Origin of the sequence: Leptospira noumeaensis, assembly GCF_004770765.1 — a bacterium.
Taxonomy (GTDB): Bacteria; Spirochaetota; Leptospiria; order Leptospirales; family Leptospiraceae; genus Leptospira_A; species Leptospira_A noumeaensis.
Window position 1 is genome coordinate 245,532 of record NZ_RQFK01000007.1, and the last position, 19,570, is coordinate 265,101.

Here is a 19,570-nt window from a genome sequence, read left to right on the forward strand (position 1 = left end):
TTTTTTTTTGTCTAAATAGTAGGAAAATATGACCAGAGGATACACCACACCTGTCACTGAAATTTCAGAAAAAGACTTTGAGGCACTGGTCACACTTGCCCTCGAAGAAGATTTACCTGCCGGAGATGTCACAACCGATTCTTTATTTGATTCGAATGAAAATTGTAAAGCTGTCCTCCTTGCTAAAGAAGAGGGGGTTTTATGTGGACTTGCGGTAATTCCATGCCTACTTCAAAAAACAAAGTCCAATGTGAAATGGACTCCTACGCTTTCTGATGGAGCGATCCTTTCCAAAGGAACCATCATCGGATCCTTGGAAGGATCACTGGTAAGTGTTTTGAAAATGGAAAGAATTTTGTTAAATTTTATCCAATACCTTTCGGGGATTGCAACAAATGCAAGTAAGGTGACAAAAGAATTTCCAAATCTATTAATTTTAGATACAAGAAAAACCCTTCCTGGTTATAGAAAACTGGCCAAGTACGCAGTGTATATGGGAGGTGGTGCAAACCATCGGTTAAATTTGTCTGAGATGGCCATGTTAAAAGACAATCATGTAGCAAAAGCTGGATCCATCCAATCCGCTGTACAAATTGTTCGAAATGCTAATCCAGGAAAAAAAATAGAACTAGAAATCGACGGCCTCTCTCAATTGAATGAAGCTATCACTTCAAATCCTGATATAATTTTGTTAGATAATTTTTCTGATTCAGATACAACTAAAGCCATTGAACTCATCAAAGAGAAAGCACCAAGAATTCGCATTGAATGTTCTGGTGGAATCACTCCAGACAAACTAAAATTTTTATCTAAATTTCAGGACATTGGTGTGAGTATGGGTTATTTAACTCATACTGTTAAATTTTTAGATATAAGTTTGGATATAAAATAATGGGATTATACCAGGACATCAAAGACAAACAGGAGTTATTTGACGCAGTAGGGAAAAGGCTTGGACCAGAAAAAGCCACATTAATTGAGAAGGCATATCATATCGCCGATAAAATGCACGAAGGCCAAAAACGCCTTTCCGGGGAACCTTATATCATCCATCCCATGAATGTGGCTTCTGTATTGGATGAACTTGGTTTGGATGAAAGGGCCATCGCGGCAGGACTTTTGCACGATGTTGTAGAAGATACAAGTTACAGCAAAGAGGAAATGGCCCGTGAGTTTGGTGAAGACATTGCCGCCCTTGTAGAAGGTGTGACCAAAATTTCTGAAATCAAATCCCAATCCAAAGAAACAGAAGCGGCTGAAAATATTCGAAAGATGTTACTTGCAACCATCAAAGATGTGCGAGTGATGCTCATCAAACTTGCTGATAAAACTCATAATGTTCGCACCTTAAAGTTCCAACCTGAGGAAAAACAGAAACGAATTGCAAAAGAAGTTTTGTCTCTTTACGCACCCATTGCCGGTCGTTTGGGTGTTTATAAAGTTAAATTTGAATTAGAAGATTTGGCTTTTCAATCATTACATCCAGAAGAATACCAAGAAATTAAAAAACGAGTTTCAGCTAAAAAATCCGAACGTGATGAATACATAGAAAAAATTAAAATTATCCTTAAACAAAGGTTAGCTGAGATAAGTATTGATGCTCGGATTGATGGAAGAGCAAAACATTTCTATTCGATTTACAGAAAGATGGTCACAAAAGAAAAATCATTTTCTGAAATTTTTGACCTTCGTGCTGTCCGAATCATTACAAATGAAATTAAAGATTGTTATGGGGTTCTTGGAATTGTACACACTCTCTGGACACCGATTCCAGGAAGGTTTAAAGACTACATCGCCACACCTAAAACGAACCTATACCAGTCATTACATACAACGGTTTTTGGGCCAGATGGTCGACCAATGGAAGTGCAAATTCGAACCAAAGATATGAATGCCATTGCGGAAAATGGAGTGGCAGCCCACTGGGCATATAAAGAATCCACTAACCTTTCTAAAACTTCGGTTATACTGCAGAATGGTGTGGAAAATGCCTTCCGTATGAAGTGGTTGGAAATTTTGAAATCTTGGCAAGACCCAAGTCTTGATTCCAAAGAGTTTATGGAGGAACTTCAATATGACCTCCATGAAGATGAGGTATTTGTTTTTACTCCAAAGGGTGAGATCATCGAGATGCCAAAAGGAGCGACAGTTCTTGACTATGCATTTCGAATTCATACGGATGTAGGCCTTCATGCTCGTGGTGGTAAAGTCAACGGAAGGATGGTTACACTTCGTACGGAATTAAAGTCTGGAGACCAGGTTGAGATCATTACGGAAAAAAGTTCCAAACCATCTCCGATTTGGTTACGAATTGTTAAAACTTCTGGCGCACGTCAGAAGTTACGGGCTTATTTTCGAAAATTACAAGAAGACTCACAACGAGAAACCATTGGTTCTGTTTTAGAAACGCAATCACCTGCGATTGATGAAAACACGATCAAAGAAATCAAAAAAGTAAAAATCAAAAAACCACATAAAACAAATCCACACCAAGAAGAATCCAAAGAATTTGGTATCTCTGTTGCGGGTTGGAACGATGTACCGGTTCGTGTTGCTTCTTGTTGTACTCCCATTCCCGGTGATGAGATCATTGGTTTTATTACCAGAGGACGTGGGGTGAGTGTTCATAAAAAAGATTGTACGACGGCAACCAAACAACTCGAATGGATGAAAACCATTCCTGTTCGTTGGGAAGGCCCAGGGGAACCCATTCCAATTCAAATTGAAGTGCGTGCCAAAGACGTTCAAGGGATCTACTTATCTATGGTGGAATCCATTTCTAGCACAGAAACAAATATTTTGGAAGCCGGAGCTTCATCACATCCGAATGGAACACTCACCGCCAAATTTATGTTAGAAGTTGATCATTTGGACCAACTCAAAGAAATTTTGGAAAACTTAAGAATGATCCAAGGTGTGGTATTTGCAGAAAGGGTTAAAAAATAAACCACTGCACTTGGTTCGGTCTCAGTTTGAAATAAATCCCTTCTTCGGATTTTGTTTGTGGGTATTCAATTCCTGAGACAAGGTCGGTTAAACTCGTTTGGAATTGGATTCCTTCTTGGAAGGGAATTCTTCCCGATACTTCCGAATTTGTATGATTCCATAAAACCAGTTCTGTATGATTTCCTGTTTGAATGGCTTTCATAAATATAGAAACACCACGAAACTCATTGTAATTCGGCAAATAAAACTTACTATCCGCATTTCTTTTGGCGATTGTTCCCAGTGCTAGTTTGTAAAATTCTTCTGAATGAGGATTTGGTATTTCTAAATCGGTGCAAATCATTTGGACAGGAATTTTTCGAGTGAGTCCCTTTTCTTGTCCTTCATGAAATAACAAAATACACTCTGAGGTCGCAAGTAGACTAAAATAGGATTCTGAATTTTCACCAAATATATGTTTTGCTCTATCTTCGTCATGGTTTTCTAAAAATCGAATTTTTCTTAAATTAGAATTATCATTGAGACTTTGAGAAACAGAAGAGAGTTGGTTTTCTTTCAGAACATCATAAAAGGATTTATCATAAGTGGCATCAAATCCTAATTCGAGTAATCGATTTTCCATACCCCAATAAACTTCTGCGTAAAATTTAAAATGCGGAAAGTTTTTCCGCACAGCACGAATCACACGTTCCCAATCATAAACAGATTTTTTCCCATGAGTTTTTTCAAATACTTCGGGAAGAGGTAACATGGCCATATCACAACGAACACCATCACATTGTTTTGCGATTTCAAATAAAATTTGAATGTGTTTGTTTTCCACATTTGGATTTGAAAAATCCCATTGGATGGTATCTGTCCAACCATCAAAGTAAGGATCTCTTCCATGAGCATATACATTTCCATTAGGATGTTGGAATGAGTTTTTCGACTTAGCAGATGTATCTGCTTTCAAAAAAAAATCTGGATTAGAATCCACAATTGGGGAATCAATGGCCATATGGTTTGGCACAAAGTCTAAAATTAGCTTTTTATTCCATTTTTGAATGAGTTTATATACGTTTGTTAGGTTGTCATACTCGGAAACCAAAGGGTCGGGAGTGTAAGAAAAAATGGAATATGGGGATCCATAAACATCTTCTGGTAGCAGTGGGTGTTTGGTCGCTTGGAATCCTGGCTGAAGTTCAGGCATTCTGCGTGCAATGGTTTGGGATTTGGGGCTATTTTTCCAGACACCCATCAGCCAAATTTCATCGGCCCAAAGTATGGGAAGGGAATTTTGATTGGAAGAGAGAGCCCGTTCCAGAGGTTCCTTCATTTTTGTACAAAAAAGCCTTGAGCCTATCTCGTACAAATGGATTTGATGGAAGGGATGTTTCATAACAAAGTTCAAATATTCAAGTATAGTTCCTTCTTACGCAAGATAGTTTTGGTTGGTTTGACAGGACTTTTGTCAATGGGCTTTTTCCTCCATTGTTCGGAAGAAGATACAAAAGAATCCTTGTCGAAGGTAAATGATCTTCCTTGGGAAGGTGATGTGAATTCCATACCCAATGCCCTTCGAATCAAAAATCCAGTGGCAGATCCTAAGGCCAAAAAAGGAGGTAGGATTCGCATTTATTCCCACCAGTTCCCAAAATCTTTGAATTATTATTTGGATCAGTTTACAACCACAGCACGGATCTTTACCAGTTTGTATGAACCGCTCACGGGGTACCACCCACTGACTTTGGAAACCATTCCTCATTTAGCAAGGGATTGGAAAATCTCTCCTGATAAAAAGAAATTTACTTTCTACTTAGATCCGAACGCTCGTTGGTCTGATGGAAAACCAGTAACAGCAGATGACGTGATCTTTACCTATGATACCATCATGAATCCCAAAAATGGAACTGCCGTGTTCCGTGTATCCTTATCTAGATTTTTAAAACCGGTGAAGTTGGGTGATCTAACGGTTGTTTTTGAAGCAAAGGAAGTTCATTGGAATAATTTTAATGATATTGCTTCTTCCATTTTTATTTTGCCGAAACATCATTTCGAAGGAAAAGATTTTAATAAGGAAAATATGGAGTTCCCGGTTGTGTCTGGTCCCTATAAAATCACAGAGGTTAAAAAGAATCGTTATATCAAATTAGAACGAAGAGGGGACTGGTGGCAAAGGGCCTATCCTTTTAACGAAGGACGAAATAACTTTGATCAAATTGTTTATAAAGTTTATAACGAAGAAGCAGTTGCTCTCCAAGCCTTTAAAAAAGGAGACATTGATATTTATCCAGTGTATTCCGCTTTTGTTTGGGTAGAAGAGGCTAAGGGGGATGCCTTTGATAAAAATTGGATTGCCAAACAAAGGATATTCAATTTAAAACCGATTGGTTTCCAAGGTTGGGCGATGAACTCGAGACGACCTATTTTCTCTGACAAACGAGTGAGAGAGGCAATGAACCTGCTTGTGAATCGTAAATTAATGATCGATAAACTAGCATATGGTGAATACGACCCAACGAACAGTTATTACCCTGATTTTTATTTAGGTGGTGAAAAAAATCCAAACGAACCAACGGAATTTAACATTGAAAAGGCTAGAAAACTTTTAGCAGAAGCAGGTTGGAAACCCAATAAAGAAGGGATCTTGGAAAAAGATGGAAAACCATTCCAGTTTTCTATCTTAGATCGAGATAAAAAAACAGAAAAGTATTTCACCTTGTTTTTAGAAAAAGCAAAAGAAGTGGGGATTCGCGCATCTATTGACACTTTGGATTTAGCTGCCTGGAGCGAACGAGTGGATAAATACGACTTTGATATGACCTGGGCTGCTTGGGGATCGGGAGTGTTCAAAGATCCTGAATCACAATGGCTTTCTAAATATGCAGATGAAGAGGGACAACCCAACTTGCCCGGACTAAAAATTCCAGAAGTTGACAAACTCATTGGAAAACAAAAAACAGAATTTTCTGTATCCAATCGTAATGAAATTTTGAAACAAATCGATCGCATTGTTTATAAAGAATATCCTTATGTTTTGTTATGGCATTTACCAAGTACGAGACTTCTGTATTGGCAAAAATATGGCGTTCCGAATTTACCTTTAGGTAAGTATGGAGATGAAAGTTTTTCTTCTGACTACTGGTGGTATGATGAAGAGAAAGATAAAAATCTATCAAAAGCCGTTTCCAAGAAGGAAAAATTTACAGATTACGAAGCAATTGTACGTTGGAAGTAGAATCTAATCGTGTCTGAAAAAAAGGGCCCGATCAAGGGGATTCGCGATCGGATCAGCCAACTCTGGAACCAATATCCAAACTGGGGAAAAATACCCCAGTTTCTGGAGTTACTTGAGAAAGGTCTCGACAAAGAGCTGTTTGTCGATCCTGATAAAAAAGAAATCCCCATTCCCATCGAAGACCTTCCTGTTGATGAAGTATTACGAAAGTCAGGATTCTTTCGTAATTTGTATGAAAAACTTTTTCCTGTTTCCCATGTTTTCCGAATCACATATAGATATGATCGTGAATTTTTGGATAACTTTATGCCACTCTCTAAGGACGGCTACATCGGTAGGGGTTCTTATAAGTTTGTTTATAAACTTCCCTGGAACCAAGTGGTAAAAATTGGAAAATCAAAGTTACCTTCTGATGCCATATTTGGAACTTTATTTAAAGAAGTTGGCAAAGACCTTTCTCGGTTTTTAAAACCAGAAGAGTTGGAATTACGTGATTTTTTAAGAAACCAAACCTCTAGGGATTCTAAAAAAGACGAAATTGATTTTAAATTCAAACGTTTGGGATTGGAGCGACTCCATTATTGGAAACTAAAGTCTCTCATTCCTGATCTCGTGGTTCCCACGCGATTTTTTATGGGGATGCGAGTGAGAAACAATCCATTTGGAGTTCCCAATGTCACTCTTACACCTTGCGACCAACAACCGTTACTTGCTGGGAAACATCTAAAAGAATTCACCATACGAAACGAGAAGTTGGACCAAAATCCCATAATGGACAAACTTTTTCCCAAATGGAAATTGAATTTTGACTCTCATCGGTTTGGTGTGATTTCTAAATCGAAACTTAAAAAAATTGCAGTGGATTTTAATCGTGTGATTGAAGTCACAAAGTTTCTAGCAGAAGAAGAAAAGTTAATCTTTGATATCCATGCTGAAAATATCATCATCACTTTGCCCGATTTTGAGTTAAAAATTTTTGATTTCCACGTTTTTGATGACTATTTGTATGAACCTTCCGAAGAAAACCCAACACCTGAGATGGATCATATTCTAATCATAGAAGAATTTATCAAATCGTTTGAATTGGACTGATTTATGTTATTTTTCAAACGAAATTTATTTTCTTTTTATATACTTTCTTTTCTTTTTTTTGCATTCGCGTGTTACCAAAGTTTTAGATGGAAGTGGATCTGTGATGATGCGTATATCAGTTTTGTTTATGCACGCAATTTATACGAAGGTTCAGGACTTGTTTTTAATTTAGGAGAAAGGGTCGAGGGATATACAAATTTCCTTTGGACCATCTTACTTTCCATAGGTTATTTACTGAAAATAGAACCCCAAATTTTATCTTTGATCCTTGGCATTTTCTTTTATTTGATGACTCTTTTTTTATTTTTTAACGAAGAAAATCGTATCTCCTTTGGCAAAATTTATCCTCTTCTTGTTGTTCATTTGGCTTTATTCTTTCACCTTCATATCTTTGCTACCTCGGGTTTAGAAACTTCTCTTTTTACTTTTTTAGTATCTTTTGGACTCCTCTTATGGGAAAAAGATAAGAGCTTACTTTTGTTTGTATTTTTACTTTCCGCATTGGTTCGACCAGAAGGTGCTCTTTTTTTATCTATTGCATCCCTGGATTTAATGGTTCGGAAACGAAGTTGGATTCCAATCGTTTCAGGAATTTTGTTCCTTGGATTTTTAGGTTTTCGGTATTTTTATTATGATGATATTTTACCAAATACCTTTTATGCGAAGGGAAATAAGGGAGCTTACTTTTCGCAAGGGCTCTATTATCTCTTATATTTTCTAAAGTCATATCCGCTTTACCTTTTTGTATTGGTAATTGCTGGGATTCAAATTTATAAGTCGTTTTTGAATCAGAAAAAGTTCCGACTTTTACTTCCTTCAATTCTTTTATACATTCTTTACGTATTGTATGTTGGTGGGGATTTTATGGGAATTCGGTTCTGGATTCCTGTTTTGCCGTATCTATCTTATTTGGCATTTCGTCAAATTCATGATTGGGATTTGGATTCTAGAATTGAATCTAAAAGATCATCCTTATTTTTTTCATTTTATACAAAGAACCAAATCATAGTTTCTTTTTTCTTTATTTTGTCTGCTGCCGTTTATATCGATCCATTAAAAATAAATGGATCTAGAGTTGCCGATTGGCATGGGATTGTCGAAGAACGGATGTTTTATGAAGATCACTTGGTTGACACTTCCAGATACGACAATGAAGCGCTTTCTCTGTTTCGAGTGGCTTTTTTTGGTGCGCAGGCTCATTTTATTTATTACCTAAGACCAGCCTTTGCCTTTGAAGCGGAATCGGGCTTGACCGATAGAGAATTTGCTAAAAAGAAAATTGAAGTAAGGGGAAGGATCGGTCACGAAAGCAATTTAGAGTTAAAAGATTTACTCGACCGAAAAGTAGATATTTTACTGGATAACCGACTACATGATACATATCTACCGCATATCCAATACACTTGGCGAAACATTCCTTTAAAGTTTTATCTTGTATCCTATGATCCCGTAAAAATAAATTCTCTTTGTAGCCGAAGTGATTGGAATTGTAAAGATTTATACCAATCATTTCAAACCAACCACTGGGATAAAACAAAACCAAAAACGTTTCTGGAGACCAATGGAATTTAATAGAGAAATTTCCCTTCCTTATGGAAAAATAAAGTTGGGAACTGCCGGCAAACAAAGTTTAGACGGTTTGAAAAAAAAATACCCATCTTATCCTAAAGATGCAAAAACCTGGAAGGATTATACTGAAGTTTGGGTGAAAGAGAAATATAAATCACCAACGCCCACCGTTTTTACGCTGAACCAAGTGCACGGAGATTCTCTCCACCAAATTTTACCGGGTTCAGTTGACGAAAATTCGGGTCTGGTCCATGAGGGGGACGGGTTGTATACGGAATTGCCAAATTCCATTCTTATTGTTCGCACCGCAGATTGTGTTCCTGTGTATTTATATTCAAACAAACGACCGTTTGTTGCTATAGTTCATTCTGGTTGGAAGGGAACTAGTTTAGGGATCACAGAACGAATGATTGAGAGAGCTATCGAATTCGGTTTTTCGGAAGAGGAACTTTATTTAGAAATTGGACCTTATATTCAAGGTTCTGATTATGAAGTAGAAGAAGATGTTGCCAATTTATTTATCCCATTAGGAACGGGGGTTTGTCACGTAACAGGAAAGGAAAAGTTTTTACTCGATGTGGGCCTTGCCATTGAATCCAGAGTGAAAGAACGATTTGAAAAAATTGGAGGGATACAGAATTTGCGAACGAATGTTTTCCAGAGCCCTCTTTACTTTAGCCACAGAGCCAAAGAAGAAGGCCGGAATTTGAATTTTATACTTTGGGAATCTTAAGTAGGGTTTCTTTGATTTTCTCTAGGATTTTTTCTCGTTTGATCGGTTTGACAATATAATCCATCGCCCCATTTTCAAGAAGTGCCTTGATGACCGAAGGAGTATTTTCCTCGGAAATAAAAAGAATTCTTGGAAGTACACCCATTTCTTTCATATCCCAGAAAGCTGCATAACCATCGACCTCAGGTAGAAAAATTTCAATCGTCACAAGATCAATCTGTTGGCGATTGTCCTTGTACATTTGCAAAAGTTCTTTTCCTGTTTCGGCAACTCCGATGATTTTGAAACCTTCTGATTCCAAAATTTGTTGGAGCTGTTTGGATTGGAATTTGGAATTCTCAGCGATGAGAATCTGGTAAGGTCTGCCTGTCGGTCCGATGCCTGCTTGCATATAGTTCTTCCGTAGTTTATCCAAGTGCCTTTTCGATTTCAACACCAATTTCTTTCGTACCGAGGACAGATGTGCCTTCTTCGGCGATATCTCTCGTGCGAAAACCCTTCTTTAGAACCGTTCGAATGGCATTTTCAATTGCCACCGCTTCTGTTTCCAATCCAAACGAGTATCGTAACATTAGGGCTCCGGAAAGGATTTGTGCAATAGGGTTTGCGATGCCTTTCCCTGCAATGTCAGGAGCGGATCCACCTGAAGGTTCGTAGAGCCCAAATCCTGATTCGGAAAGGGAAGCCGAAGGCAACATCCCAATGGATCCTGTGATGATGGACGCTTCGTCAGAGAGAATGTCTCCGAACATATTTTCACAGAGCATCACATCAAATTGTTTTGGTTTTACGATGAGCTGCATAGCGGCATTGTCCACATAGAGATGTTCTAAAGTGCAATCGGAGTATTCCGCTTTATGAAGTGCCACTACCACTTCTCTCCACAACACAGATGTGGTGAGAACATTTGCTTTATCAATGCTTGTGACTTTTTTATTTCGTTTTCTGGCTGCGTCAAAGGCAGTCCGTGCGATGCGTTCGATCTCACGACGAGAATATCTCATGGTGTCGAAAGCAAATTCTTCAGGCCCACTTCCTTCTCTACCTTTTGGTTTTCCAAAATAGATTCCGGAAGTAAGTTCCCTAAGGATTAAGATATCGAGTCCATCACCGATGATGTCACCGCGGATGGGACTCGCTTTTTTTAATTCAGGATAAATGATCGCAGGACGAAGGTTTGCAAATAAATCAAAGTGTTTCCGTAAAGGAAGTAGGGCACCACGTTCCGGTTGCCTTTCTGGAGGAAGGGTTTCCCATTTTGGTCCACCCACAGATCCAAAAAAGATGGCGCTGGATGATTCACATAGTTTTAGAGTTTCCTCAGGAAGGGGAAATCCTGTGGCATCAATGGCGGCACCACCAACTAATGCATGTTCGAAGGTAAATTCAGAAGATTTGTTTCCTAATGCTTTTTTGACCACTGATAGGGCCACATCCATTACTTCTGGTCCAATTCCGTCACCGGCAAGTACTGCTACTTTTTTCATTTCATATCCTTTAATACTGATTCTAAAATATCCAATCCTTCTGTCGCTTTTTCGATGCTTAAGATGAGAGGAGGTATAATTCTAATGACATTTCCTGCTGTGCTATTCACAACAAGGCCACGTTTCAAACATTCTTCCACTACGGGTCTTGATTCGGAATACAATTCTACACCGATGTGTAAACCACGTCCCCTGACTTGTTTGATTTTTCCTGTTGATTCCATCATGGTTTTCAAACGTGCAAACATTTGTTCTGAGATTGTAGAAACATGGTCGAGTAAGTTTCGCGATAAGATGATTTTGAATGTTTCATATGCGGCAACACATGCCAAATGGTTTCCACCAAAGGTAGAACCATGCATCCCTCGTTCTAAAACTCCTTCGTATTCTTTCGCTACGACAAGAGCGCCAATGGGAAATCCTGAACCAAGTGCTTTGGCAAGAGTAAAAGCATCAGGATACATTCCGTAATGTTCAAAACAAAACATCTTTCCTGTTCTTCCCATCCCAGTTTGGATTTCATCAAAAACAAGTAGAGAATTCGTTTCTTCTGTGAGTTTACGAGCTAAGTTCACAAATGATTGGCTGAGTGGAATGACTCCACCTTCTCCGATGATGAGTTCCATAATGATTCCGGCAATGGACTCGCCGTATTGGTCAAAGGCTTGGATGAGTGAGTCTTCGTTATTGGCTTCGACAAAGTAAACATCAGATGCCAAATCCCCAAATCCAGAACGAACAGCTTCGTTTCCAGTCATCGTCATTGCAGATAGAGTTCTGCCATGAAAACTAGAGTGGAGGGCAAGGATCACCGGTTTATCGATGTTTTTTTTCACTCCATGTCTACGCATCAGTTTAAAAGCCGCTTCGTTTGCTTCAGTTCCTGAGTTACACAAAAACACTTTTCCTGGAATGCTATTTTCGATAATGACTTCGGCAAGTTTTGCTTGTTCTTCCGAATAATAGAGATTAGATGAATGGAGGATTTTGTCCATTTGGTTTCGCATGGCTTCGATTAAGTCTGCTTCCCCGTGGCCTAAATTGGAAACAGCGATCCCTGCGAGAAAGTCAATATAACCTTTGTTATCTTGGTCGAAAATCATCTCTCCGACACCATACTCAAAAGCAACCGGATAGCGGTTGTATGTGTTTAAGAGGAATTTGTCCGAAAGTTTTTTGATTTCTCCGAATTTGGTTTTGGTATCGTTACTCATTTTAGACCTGCCAGTTGTAAAAATTCTGTTTCTGCTAGGGAAATTTCTTTTCCAAGAGATTCCCATAAACTGGAAATTTCTGATTGTTTTTTTGGTTTTTTTAAAGAAGCAAAGGAAGAGTATACTTTTACCTTTGGTTCTGTTCCGGAAGGACGAATGGTGAGTTTGGCATTTCCTTCCAGTTCCACTTGGATGACATTGGATTTTGGCATTCCTTTGAACACAGAGGCCTTGGCTTTTCCATCCGCTTTTTGTGTTTCGTAATCGAGGACTCCCACAACCTTCCGTCCGCCAATGGATTTCCCAATTAAGTTTTCCGACCGAAGTGTTTCGATGGATTTTTTAATTTTGTCTTGGCCCGAACTTCCTTCCAAGGTCAAAGAATACAAACTTTCGCGATACAATCCGTATTTTAAATAAATCGCATCGAGGTAGGAAAGGAGGTCTCCCTTTTCTGCAAGGATTTCTACAAAGAGTAAAGCACTAGATAAAGAATCTTTGTCCCGAACAAAGGGTACGGGTAGGTATCCATAAGATTCCTCACCACCAAACAAGAAGATATTATTTTTCTTTGATTCAATTTGTTTCATCTCTTCTGCGATGTATTTGAATCCAGTGAGTACGTTTTTGATTTTGATTCCGTTTTTTTTCGCAATCGCTTCTTGTAAGTCAGTTGTCACAATGGTTTTTACCAAATGATAGATTTTGGTTTTAGATTTTTTCCTTTCGGAAAGGTAAGCTGCCATAATCGAACCAATTTGGTTTCCATTCAGATATTCGTATTCCCCATCAGGGCGACGAACTCCTACACCCAGTCTATCTGCATCTGGATCTGTGGCAATGAAGGTGGCTGCTTTTTTCTTTTTGGCGTAAAACTCACATAAGGCGAGAGCTTCTTTTTCTTCTGGATTTGGGTATTTTACAGTTGGAAATTCCCCGTCCGGTTTTTTTTGTTCAGGAACAAGGAAAACCGATTTGTATCCAAAGAAATTTAACATTTCTTTCATATAATCTCCACCAGTTCCATGTAACGGAGAGTATACGATTCCAAGATCATTTCTTGTTTTTTGTTTTACTGATGAAAGGATTCCTGCTTGTTTTAAATCCTTTAAGTAAGTTTTAAAAACCACAGATCCCACAGGTTTTACGAATTTTTTATATTCTTTATCTGTTTTTTTGACAAGAGGAATTGTCGACCAGTCACTTATCCCGCTAATCCTTCCTATGATAAGTGAGTCATCTGGAGGAACGAGTTGTCCACCGTCTGCAAGGTAGGCTTTGAATCCATTGTATTCTGGTGGATTGTGAGATGCAGTAATAACAATCCCACCACTGGCTTTGTAATGGCGAATGGCATATGATAAAAGTGGAGTAGGAGTTACCTTGGGAAAAATATAAACTTTCACACCAAGTTTAGCGGCGATACCGGCAGAGAGTTCTGCAAATTCTTTAGAGAGCCTTCTTGAATCATAAGCGATGACGATGGAGGCATCTTTTTTAGTATCTCTTAAATAGCTGATAAAACCAAGAGCGGCGCGACCTACTGTGTAGAGGTTCATCTTGCCGATTCCATTTCCAATTTTTCCCCGAATTCCCCCCGTTCCGAAAGTGAGTGGACTTGAGTAGGCATCGACGAGCTCCGAACGGATCCCCGCCTTCCAATCTTCGAGAGCCTTTTTGGCTTCATTCTGGATTTCCGATGAAAAAGGTGATTTCGTCCAAGATAGGATATTGTCTTCTGGTTTCAACATAGCTTACATACTAATCTTTTGAAGCTAAGTAGTCTGGAAATCAATTTTGGAACCTAGAGAATTTTTCATAGAAGACCGATTGGAACGATTCCGCCTAAAGGCATTTTGCAATTTAGGGGAGAGTGGGCTTGGTTTTTTTCGTTTAGAAGAAGTGCTAGGGATGGCAAATGTTTCTGTCTCGGAACTTTTGGACATTCCGATGAATGATGCACCGAACCAAGGTTCCCTGGAATTACGAAAGGCAATTGGAAATTTGTATCCCGGTGTTTCACCAAACCAAGTCCTTGTCACTACGGGAACAGGGGAGGCCTTATACCTAACCTTTCATCTCGCAGTAAAACCAGCCACTAAGGTAGCTCTCGTTTGGCCGGCCTTCCAGGCTCTCTATGAAATTCCAAAAATGCTCGGAGCAGAGATCATCAAAGTTTCTCATGAGGCCGCATTCCTAACTTCTACTTGGAAAGAAATTGATGCTGATCTTTATATCTTAAACCATCCTCACAATCCTACTGGAAAAACGTTTCCAGATTCCGAATGGGAGGCTCTTCTCGGTTGGTTTCGCGAAAAAAAGAAACAAGTTCTCTTTGATGAACACTACCGGTTTTTACCAGGTGCGGGATTTATGGGAAAGACAGGTGTGGATACAAACCATTCTTTTTATGGAACTGGTTCCTTTACTAAATGTTTTGGAGTTACAGGGCTTAGGGTAGGATGGCTTATTGCAGAAGAATCTTTTATAGCAAGGGCACGTTCCTTTAAAGATTACTTAACTCATACTGTTTCTCCCATTTCCGAACGAATTGCACTGGGACTTTTGGAAAATAAAGAATCGTTTTTACCGGCCATCCAATCTAGGGTGCGAAATAATATTACTAGCTTTACTTCTCTTTGGAAGGAACTTCCACACACCAAGTCCTTCACGGCACCACAAGGGGGGCTTGTGGGTTGGCTGAAATTAGAACCAGGAATTTCTTCCGAAGTTTATGCCGATCGGCTTTTTGAAAGAACAGGTGTGTTTGTTCTTCCTGGATCTAATTTTGAAGAAGAAGGTTTCCTTCGCATTGGATTTGGGGAAAGAGAAGAGAGGATGGCGGAAGGCCTTCTTCGGTGGAGAGAATGTACGGATCTCATTTAAAGTCTAGCCTCCAACTGTTTCCTGGGATTGGTGAAAAAAAAGAGAAACAACTGTTTGGTGTTGGTGTTTATGATTGGGAATCTCTCATCCAATACCAAAAACAAAAAAATGATCCGATCCTTCCTTCTGTTTCCATTTTAGAGGAACGCCTCGAAGAGTTAGAAGATGAATTGTCCGAAGCCAATTTTTCCTTTTTTACGACTGAACTTCCGAGTCTTGAATACTGGAGGTTATGGCAAAATTTTCCCGAACGATTTTGTTTTTTAGACATTGAAACCACAGGCATTTCGGAATCCTCAGTCACTACAGTTGTGAGTCTCTACCAAGACAAACGAATGTTAACTTTTGAAAGGGGGAAAGATTTAGAATTTCTTTTTGATTCTATTTCTCCTGAAGATATCCTTGTGACTTACAATGGGAAAAGGTTTGATGTCCCCTTTTTAGAAAGGGAATTTCGTTACCGAGTCAAAAATCCGCAACTGGATTTAATGAATCTTTTGCATTCCATTGGAATCAAAGGAGGGCTTAAAAAATCGGAAGTGATCCTTGGTCTGGTTCGGCCCGATGAAATAGCAGGAATGGATGGAAGACAAGCACCACTCCTTTGGTTTGAATACCAAAGGACTAATAACAAAGAAGCCTTGGAAAAACTAATCGCTTATAACAGAGAAGATACTAAAAATTTAGAAATTGTTTTAGAAAAAACAATAGATCGCCTAACAGAAAACCGTTTGTTTTAGTGTGGCCCGTACATATACTCTCTGAGTATACTCATCTCCGCTTGGGTTCTTGTTAGTTTTGTTTTGACTGCATCTCCAATGGAAATAAGACCAATGATTTTATCACCATCAAGGACTGGCATATGGCGGAACCTTTTGGTGATCATATTGTTTAAGATATCATCTACGTCTTCATCGGGACCTGCCACAGTGAGTTGAGTGGTCATCACATCTTTTAGTTTGATTTTGTCTAGGTTGGCATGGTCTTTGGCGACCACTCGCATGAGATCTCGTTCCGTAAAAATTCCCACCAGTTTTCCCTGAAAGGTCACAATGAGAGATCCTACTTTTGCACCTACCATCATCTGGGTGGCTTCCAATACATTTCTATCTTCTTCGATGGAAAGAACAGAGGACGCTTTGTCTTTTAGAATATCTTTTACGGACATGTCTCAAGATTTATAGGAATGGAAGTGAGATAGCAAGAATTTTTTAAACAGAGACGATTGTGAAACGGGTTTTTGGAGCGTATCGGGATCGAACCGATGACCTTCTGAATGCAAATCAGATGCTCTCCCAGCTGAGCTAACGCCCCGTATCATAATGGGCCTGACAAGATTTGAACTTGTGACCCCTCGCTTATCAAGCGAGTGCTCTAACCAACTGAGCTACAGGCCCGGGATACGAACAGTATTTTTCGAGAGGGGTCTATGGGCAATCTTTTTTTAAGATTATTTTAAGAAAGTATTCTAGAAAAAATTAGAGTGAAATTTCTAAGATTAAGTCATCTAACAAGAGTAATGCCGATGGATTCCATTGGAAAACTCCATCCTCGAGTCGGCAGAGTCCTTTTTTTTCCCAACCTTCAATGGTTTTTAAATATTTGGATTTTGATTTTGTATCCAAATAGGTTTCTATAAAATCCAAATACCGAAAGGGTGAAAACAAACGAAATAACGTGAGACTTAGTTCCGTAGATGGATCAATTGTTTCATACTTGGTAGATGTTTCTTTTTTCTGATAGAGACCGGAATTCCTCGGATTCCCGTACCGGTGTCCTGCAATCATTCCATGAGCTCCAGGACCAATTCCTAAATAAGGTTCATAAGTCCAATACTTCAAATTGTGTAAAGATTCAAAACCAGGTTTTGCATAATTGGAAACTTCGTACCAATTGTAACCATATTTCTTTAGTATCTCAGGCAATTGGATTAGGATTTCGGATTGTAGGTTTTCTTCCGGTTCTGTTTTTTTGTGATCGATTACATCGCGAGAGTATTTGGTTCCCTTTTCCAATGTTAAAGAATACAAACTCAAATGAGGAAGGCCTGCCTTTAGAAAAAGTGATAAGTCAGATAAAAATGAATCTTTCGAAACACCGGGAATTCCATACATCAAATCAATTCCCACACGTTCGATGGGAGATTTGGTAAGTACCTCTACAAGTGCATGATAACGGTCTGCATCATAATGACGCCCGAGGAATTCGAGTCCTTTTTTTTCTAAGGTTTGGACTCCCACATTCACTCGGTTGATGCCAATAGAATCGTATTCGAAAAGGAGATCTGAACTCAAATCTTCAGGATTCACTTCGATGGATATTTCTGGGTTGTCTGAAAAAGAAAACTCGGAACGTAAAAAATCTAATAGTTCTTTCCAATGTTTTGCGGAGGCCTTGGAAGGAGTCCCCCCACCAAAAAACACAGTATCAATGCTGCGGTTTTTAATTTCTGGAAAATGATTTACTCTATCTAAAATTTCTTTTTTGTAGGACTGGAAAAGCGACTTTTCATCGTTAGCTGAGGCCGCTCCAATTCCTTCAGAATAAAAATCACAATAATCGCATTTTTTAAAACAATAGGGGAAGTGGACATAGACACCTAAATACGAATTTCGGACTTGCCAGATTGACTCTTTGTTTAATAATTCCATGGTATGAAAGGATTTCTATGGACTCTTTTTGTTTTAGGAATCGTTACCTCATCTATCCTTTCACAGACACTTGTAGAACCAAATCAAAACTTTGTTTGGGAAAATTTTTCTTTTGTTTTTCCAGAGCCAGTGGTGGTCAAATCTGAATCCACTATGAGTAAAAAACTCACAGTTTATCCTGCCAAACGAGATGGGTTTTTTATGGTAATTCGAACTTTGCCATGGAAAGAACCCAAAGAAAATCAATCCGTTTGGATGGATTCCGTATTTAACAAAGGAATTGAACCCAAACAATTTCAAAAAAAAGTCGGCGATCGAAACTTTCAAATTTTTCAGGCAGACCAGGTGAGAAACCAAAACGCACTTCGTAATCAAGTATGGATTGGTTTGGACTCAAGTCCCGGTTTATGGATCTGGATCCAATGGAAGAGTGACCGAAAAGATCTGACTGAATTCTTCGAATCCAACCTGTTTCTTCCGCTTTAGGCTCCAATCTTTTGTTTTGTGCTTGTCTCTACTTATTTCCCCGAAAGATTGGAAGTCAGTGGGGCCTATAGCTCAGTTGGTTAGAGCAGCAGACTCATAATCTGCGGGTCGAAGGTTCGAGCCCTTCTGGGCCCACAAAACAGGAAAGGTAGCGATATTCTATGGAGTTTTATGAAGTAAAAATCTCTGATATCAGCTTGACCAATGTCGGCTTTGCTGTTTTCCTACGTCCGAAAGATTCGGAAGACAAACGTGTGGTTCCTATCTTTATTGGACCTTTAGAAACACATTCCATTACCACTGTGATCGATGGAACCAAACCCCCAAGACCAATGACACATGACCTTATGTTGTACATGTTGACTTCCCTTGGTGCCACAGTTCTCAAAATCACCATAGAAGAAATCATCGATAGTACGTTTTATGCAAAGATCCAACTCCAAAAAGAGGACGAGGTCATTACATTGGATGCAAGGCCATCTGATTCCATTGCTCTTGCTTTACGTGCAAATGCTCCCATTTTTATCGCAAAATCTGTGTTAGATGAGACGGGGATCATTATGAAGGAAGAGGATATGCAAGGGGAAAGTATTTCTTCAGAGAAAAAAATCCAAGCCCTCCCAAAATCCAATCTGCAAATTTTAGAAGAAACCTTAGAAAATGCTCTGAAAACAGAAGATTACGAAACAGCTGCCAAAATCAGAGACCAAATCAAAAAGTTAATCGAAAACAGTTAAGGCAGAACCCTGTCTTAACTATGTCACATAGAAAATTCGTACTTGCGAATTTTTTAATTGTAATCCCCACTTTTTCTTCTTACACTTAGAATCCAAAAATAGGTGCGTTTGCCCTTTGTAGGAAAGTTGTATGGAAAAATTGGTTATGGATGTTGTCAATGCTGGAATCGCTCTCTTTCGTTCCGGTGAAGAAAAGTTAAAAACCGCTGTTGTTGATTTAGAAAAAGTTTATAATGATCTGAAGTCAAAAGGTGAATTGGACAAATCGGCTGAATCTCAAAAGATTCGTGACCTGTTGAACAAAACAATTGCGGATGCACAAGATGCTATTGGTAAAACTAACGCAAGTTACGATGAAGTTCTCGCTAAACTTCAAACAAACTATCAATCCATTTACCAACAAATTGATACAGCAATTCCTCCACAAGTAAAGGAAAAGCTAAAACAAACGTTAGATGAATTGAAAGCTTTGATTGAAAAAGCAAAAACTAAGTAAATCTTAGAAAATTCCAGAGAATTTAGGAAAAAGCCATAGAGATTTCTGTGGCT

Annotated in this window: 18 protein-coding genes and 3 tRNA genes; 12 read left to right on the top strand and 9 right to left on the bottom strand. The window is 38.9% G+C overall.

Going from position 1 to position 19,570, the window contains the following annotated elements; translation table 11 throughout:
- Positions 1 to 28 precede the first annotated feature (28 nt).
- Positions 29 to 892 carry a carboxylating nicotinate-nucleotide diphosphorylase gene (gene nadC / locus EHQ24_RS01215; RefSeq protein WP_135599886.1) on the top strand — a complete coding sequence of 288 codons (864 nt, stop codon included), beginning with the start codon at positions 29 to 31 and terminating at the stop codon, positions 890 to 892.
- Positions 892 to 2,946 carry a RelA/SpoT family protein gene (locus EHQ24_RS01220; protein ID WP_135599887.1) on the top strand — a complete coding sequence of 685 codons (2,055 nt, stop codon included), beginning with the start codon at positions 892 to 894 and terminating at the stop codon, positions 2,944 to 2,946. Before nadC ends, EHQ24_RS01220 begins: the two co-directional genes overlap by 1 nt.
- On the opposite strand, the gene EHQ24_RS01225 is transcribed toward EHQ24_RS01220, so the two are convergent.
- Entirely contained in the window at positions 2,936 to 4,264 is a 1,329-nt protein-coding gene (locus tag EHQ24_RS01225; RefSeq protein WP_135599888.1) for an alpha-amylase family protein, read from the bottom strand. The two genes, EHQ24_RS01220 and EHQ24_RS01225, sit on opposite strands and share 11 nt — an antisense overlap.
- 54 nt (positions 4,265 to 4,318) lie before the next feature.
- Here EHQ24_RS01225 and EHQ24_RS01230 point away from each other — a divergent pair, with 54 nt between their 5' ends.
- Genes EHQ24_RS01230 through EHQ24_RS01245 form a run of 4 tightly spaced genes read left to right on the top strand, consistent with a single transcriptional unit; the run spans position 4,319 to position 9,560 of the window.
- On the top strand, positions 4,319 to 6,166 hold the full coding sequence (locus EHQ24_RS01230; RefSeq protein ID WP_208725680.1) for an extracellular solute-binding protein: 1,848 nt from the start codon (positions 4,319 to 4,321) through the stop codon (positions 6,164 to 6,166).
- Positions 6,167 to 6,196: 30 nt separating this feature from the next.
- Positions 6,197 to 7,258 (top strand): hypothetical protein, encoded by a 1,062-nt coding sequence (locus EHQ24_RS01235; protein WP_244310258.1) that lies wholly within the window; start codon positions 6,197 to 6,199, stop codon positions 7,256 to 7,258.
- A 3-nt stretch (positions 7,259 to 7,261) separates the two neighbouring features.
- Positions 7,262 to 8,830 (top strand): hypothetical protein, encoded by a 1,569-nt coding sequence (locus EHQ24_RS01240; protein ID WP_135599891.1) that lies wholly within the window; start codon positions 7,262 to 7,264, stop codon positions 8,828 to 8,830.
- A complete protein-coding gene (locus EHQ24_RS01245) occupies positions 8,820 to 9,560 on the top strand; it encodes a purine nucleoside phosphorylase YfiH/LACC1 family protein (protein WP_135599892.1) in 741 nt (246 codons plus the stop codon). The genes EHQ24_RS01240 and EHQ24_RS01245 overlap by 11 nt, the downstream gene beginning before the upstream one ends.
- Here the strand turns inward: EHQ24_RS01245 and EHQ24_RS01250 are convergent.
- Genes EHQ24_RS01250 through EHQ24_RS01265 form a run of 4 tightly spaced genes read right to left on the bottom strand, consistent with a single transcriptional unit; the run spans position 9,541 to position 14,012 of the window.
- Complete coding sequence (locus EHQ24_RS01250) at positions 9,541 to 9,951, bottom strand: response regulator (RefSeq protein WP_135599893.1); 411 nt, start codon at positions 9,949 to 9,951, stop codon at positions 9,541 to 9,543. The genes EHQ24_RS01245 and EHQ24_RS01250 overlap by 20 nt on opposite strands.
- A gap of 16 nt (positions 9,952 to 9,967) precedes the next feature.
- Positions 9,968 to 11,047, bottom strand: coding sequence for a 3-isopropylmalate dehydrogenase (gene leuB / locus EHQ24_RS01255; protein ID WP_135574311.1), 1,080 nt, complete (start codon positions 11,045 to 11,047; stop codon positions 9,968 to 9,970).
- Positions 11,044 to 12,261 (bottom strand): aspartate aminotransferase family protein, encoded by a 1,218-nt coding sequence (locus tag EHQ24_RS01260; protein WP_135599894.1) that lies wholly within the window; start codon positions 12,259 to 12,261, stop codon positions 11,044 to 11,046. The genes leuB and EHQ24_RS01260 overlap by 4 nt, the downstream gene beginning before the upstream one ends.
- Positions 12,258 to 14,012, bottom strand: a complete 1,755-nt coding sequence (locus tag EHQ24_RS01265; RefSeq protein WP_135599895.1) for a phospho-sugar mutase — start codon at positions 14,010 to 14,012, stop codon at positions 12,258 to 12,260. The genes EHQ24_RS01260 and EHQ24_RS01265 overlap by 4 nt, the downstream gene beginning before the upstream one ends.
- Before the next feature lie 46 nt (positions 14,013 to 14,058).
- Here EHQ24_RS01265 and EHQ24_RS01270 point away from each other — a divergent pair, with 46 nt between their 5' ends.
- A complete protein-coding gene (locus tag EHQ24_RS01270; protein WP_135599896.1) occupies positions 14,059 to 15,147 on the top strand; it encodes a pyridoxal phosphate-dependent aminotransferase in 1,089 nt (362 codons plus the stop codon).
- Positions 15,129 to 15,887 (top strand): ribonuclease H-like domain-containing protein, encoded by a 759-nt coding sequence (locus tag EHQ24_RS01275; RefSeq protein ID WP_135599897.1) that lies wholly within the window; start codon positions 15,129 to 15,131, stop codon positions 15,885 to 15,887. Before EHQ24_RS01270 ends, EHQ24_RS01275 begins: the two co-directional genes overlap by 19 nt.
- On the opposite strand, the gene EHQ24_RS01280 is transcribed toward EHQ24_RS01275, so the two are convergent.
- The 4 genes from EHQ24_RS01280 to hemW form a co-directional block, all read right to left on the bottom strand.
- Entirely contained in the window at positions 15,884 to 16,315 is a 432-nt protein-coding gene (locus EHQ24_RS01280) for a CBS domain-containing protein (RefSeq protein ID WP_004786810.1), read from the bottom strand. The genes EHQ24_RS01275 and EHQ24_RS01280 overlap by 4 nt on opposite strands.
- Positions 16,316 to 16,388: 73 nt before the next feature.
- Positions 16,389 to 16,461: transfer RNA gene (locus EHQ24_RS01285), tRNA-Ala, on the bottom strand.
- 9 nt (positions 16,462 to 16,470) lie between these two features.
- Positions 16,471 to 16,544, bottom strand: a tRNA-Ile gene (locus EHQ24_RS01290).
- 81 nt (positions 16,545 to 16,625) lie between these two features.
- Positions 16,626 to 17,798, bottom strand: coding sequence for a radical SAM family heme chaperone HemW (gene hemW, locus EHQ24_RS01295; protein ID WP_135599898.1), 1,173 nt, complete (start codon positions 17,796 to 17,798; stop codon positions 16,626 to 16,628).
- Positions 17,799 to 17,801: 3 nt separating this feature from the next.
- Here hemW and EHQ24_RS01300 point away from each other — a divergent pair, with 3 nt between their 5' ends.
- The 4 genes from EHQ24_RS01300 to EHQ24_RS01315 all read left to right on the top strand — a co-directional run bounded on the left by EHQ24_RS01300 (position 17,802) and on the right by EHQ24_RS01315 (position 19,517).
- Positions 17,802 to 18,284, top strand: coding sequence for a hypothetical protein (locus EHQ24_RS01300; protein WP_135599899.1), 483 nt, complete (start codon positions 17,802 to 17,804; stop codon positions 18,282 to 18,284).
- Between the two features lie 61 nt (positions 18,285 to 18,345).
- A tRNA-Ile gene (locus EHQ24_RS01305) sits at positions 18,346 to 18,419 on the top strand.
- A 26-nt stretch (positions 18,420 to 18,445) separates the two neighbouring features.
- Positions 18,446 to 19,021: a bifunctional nuclease family protein gene (locus EHQ24_RS01310; protein ID WP_135599900.1), complete on the top strand. Its 576-nt coding sequence runs from the start codon at positions 18,446 to 18,448 to the stop codon at positions 19,019 to 19,021.
- Positions 19,022 to 19,151: 130 nt separating this feature from the next.
- On the top strand, positions 19,152 to 19,517 hold the full coding sequence (locus EHQ24_RS01315; RefSeq protein ID WP_135599901.1) for a phasin-related domain-containing protein: 366 nt from the start codon (positions 19,152 to 19,154) through the stop codon (positions 19,515 to 19,517).
- Positions 19,518 to 19,570: the final 53 nt, after the last annotated feature.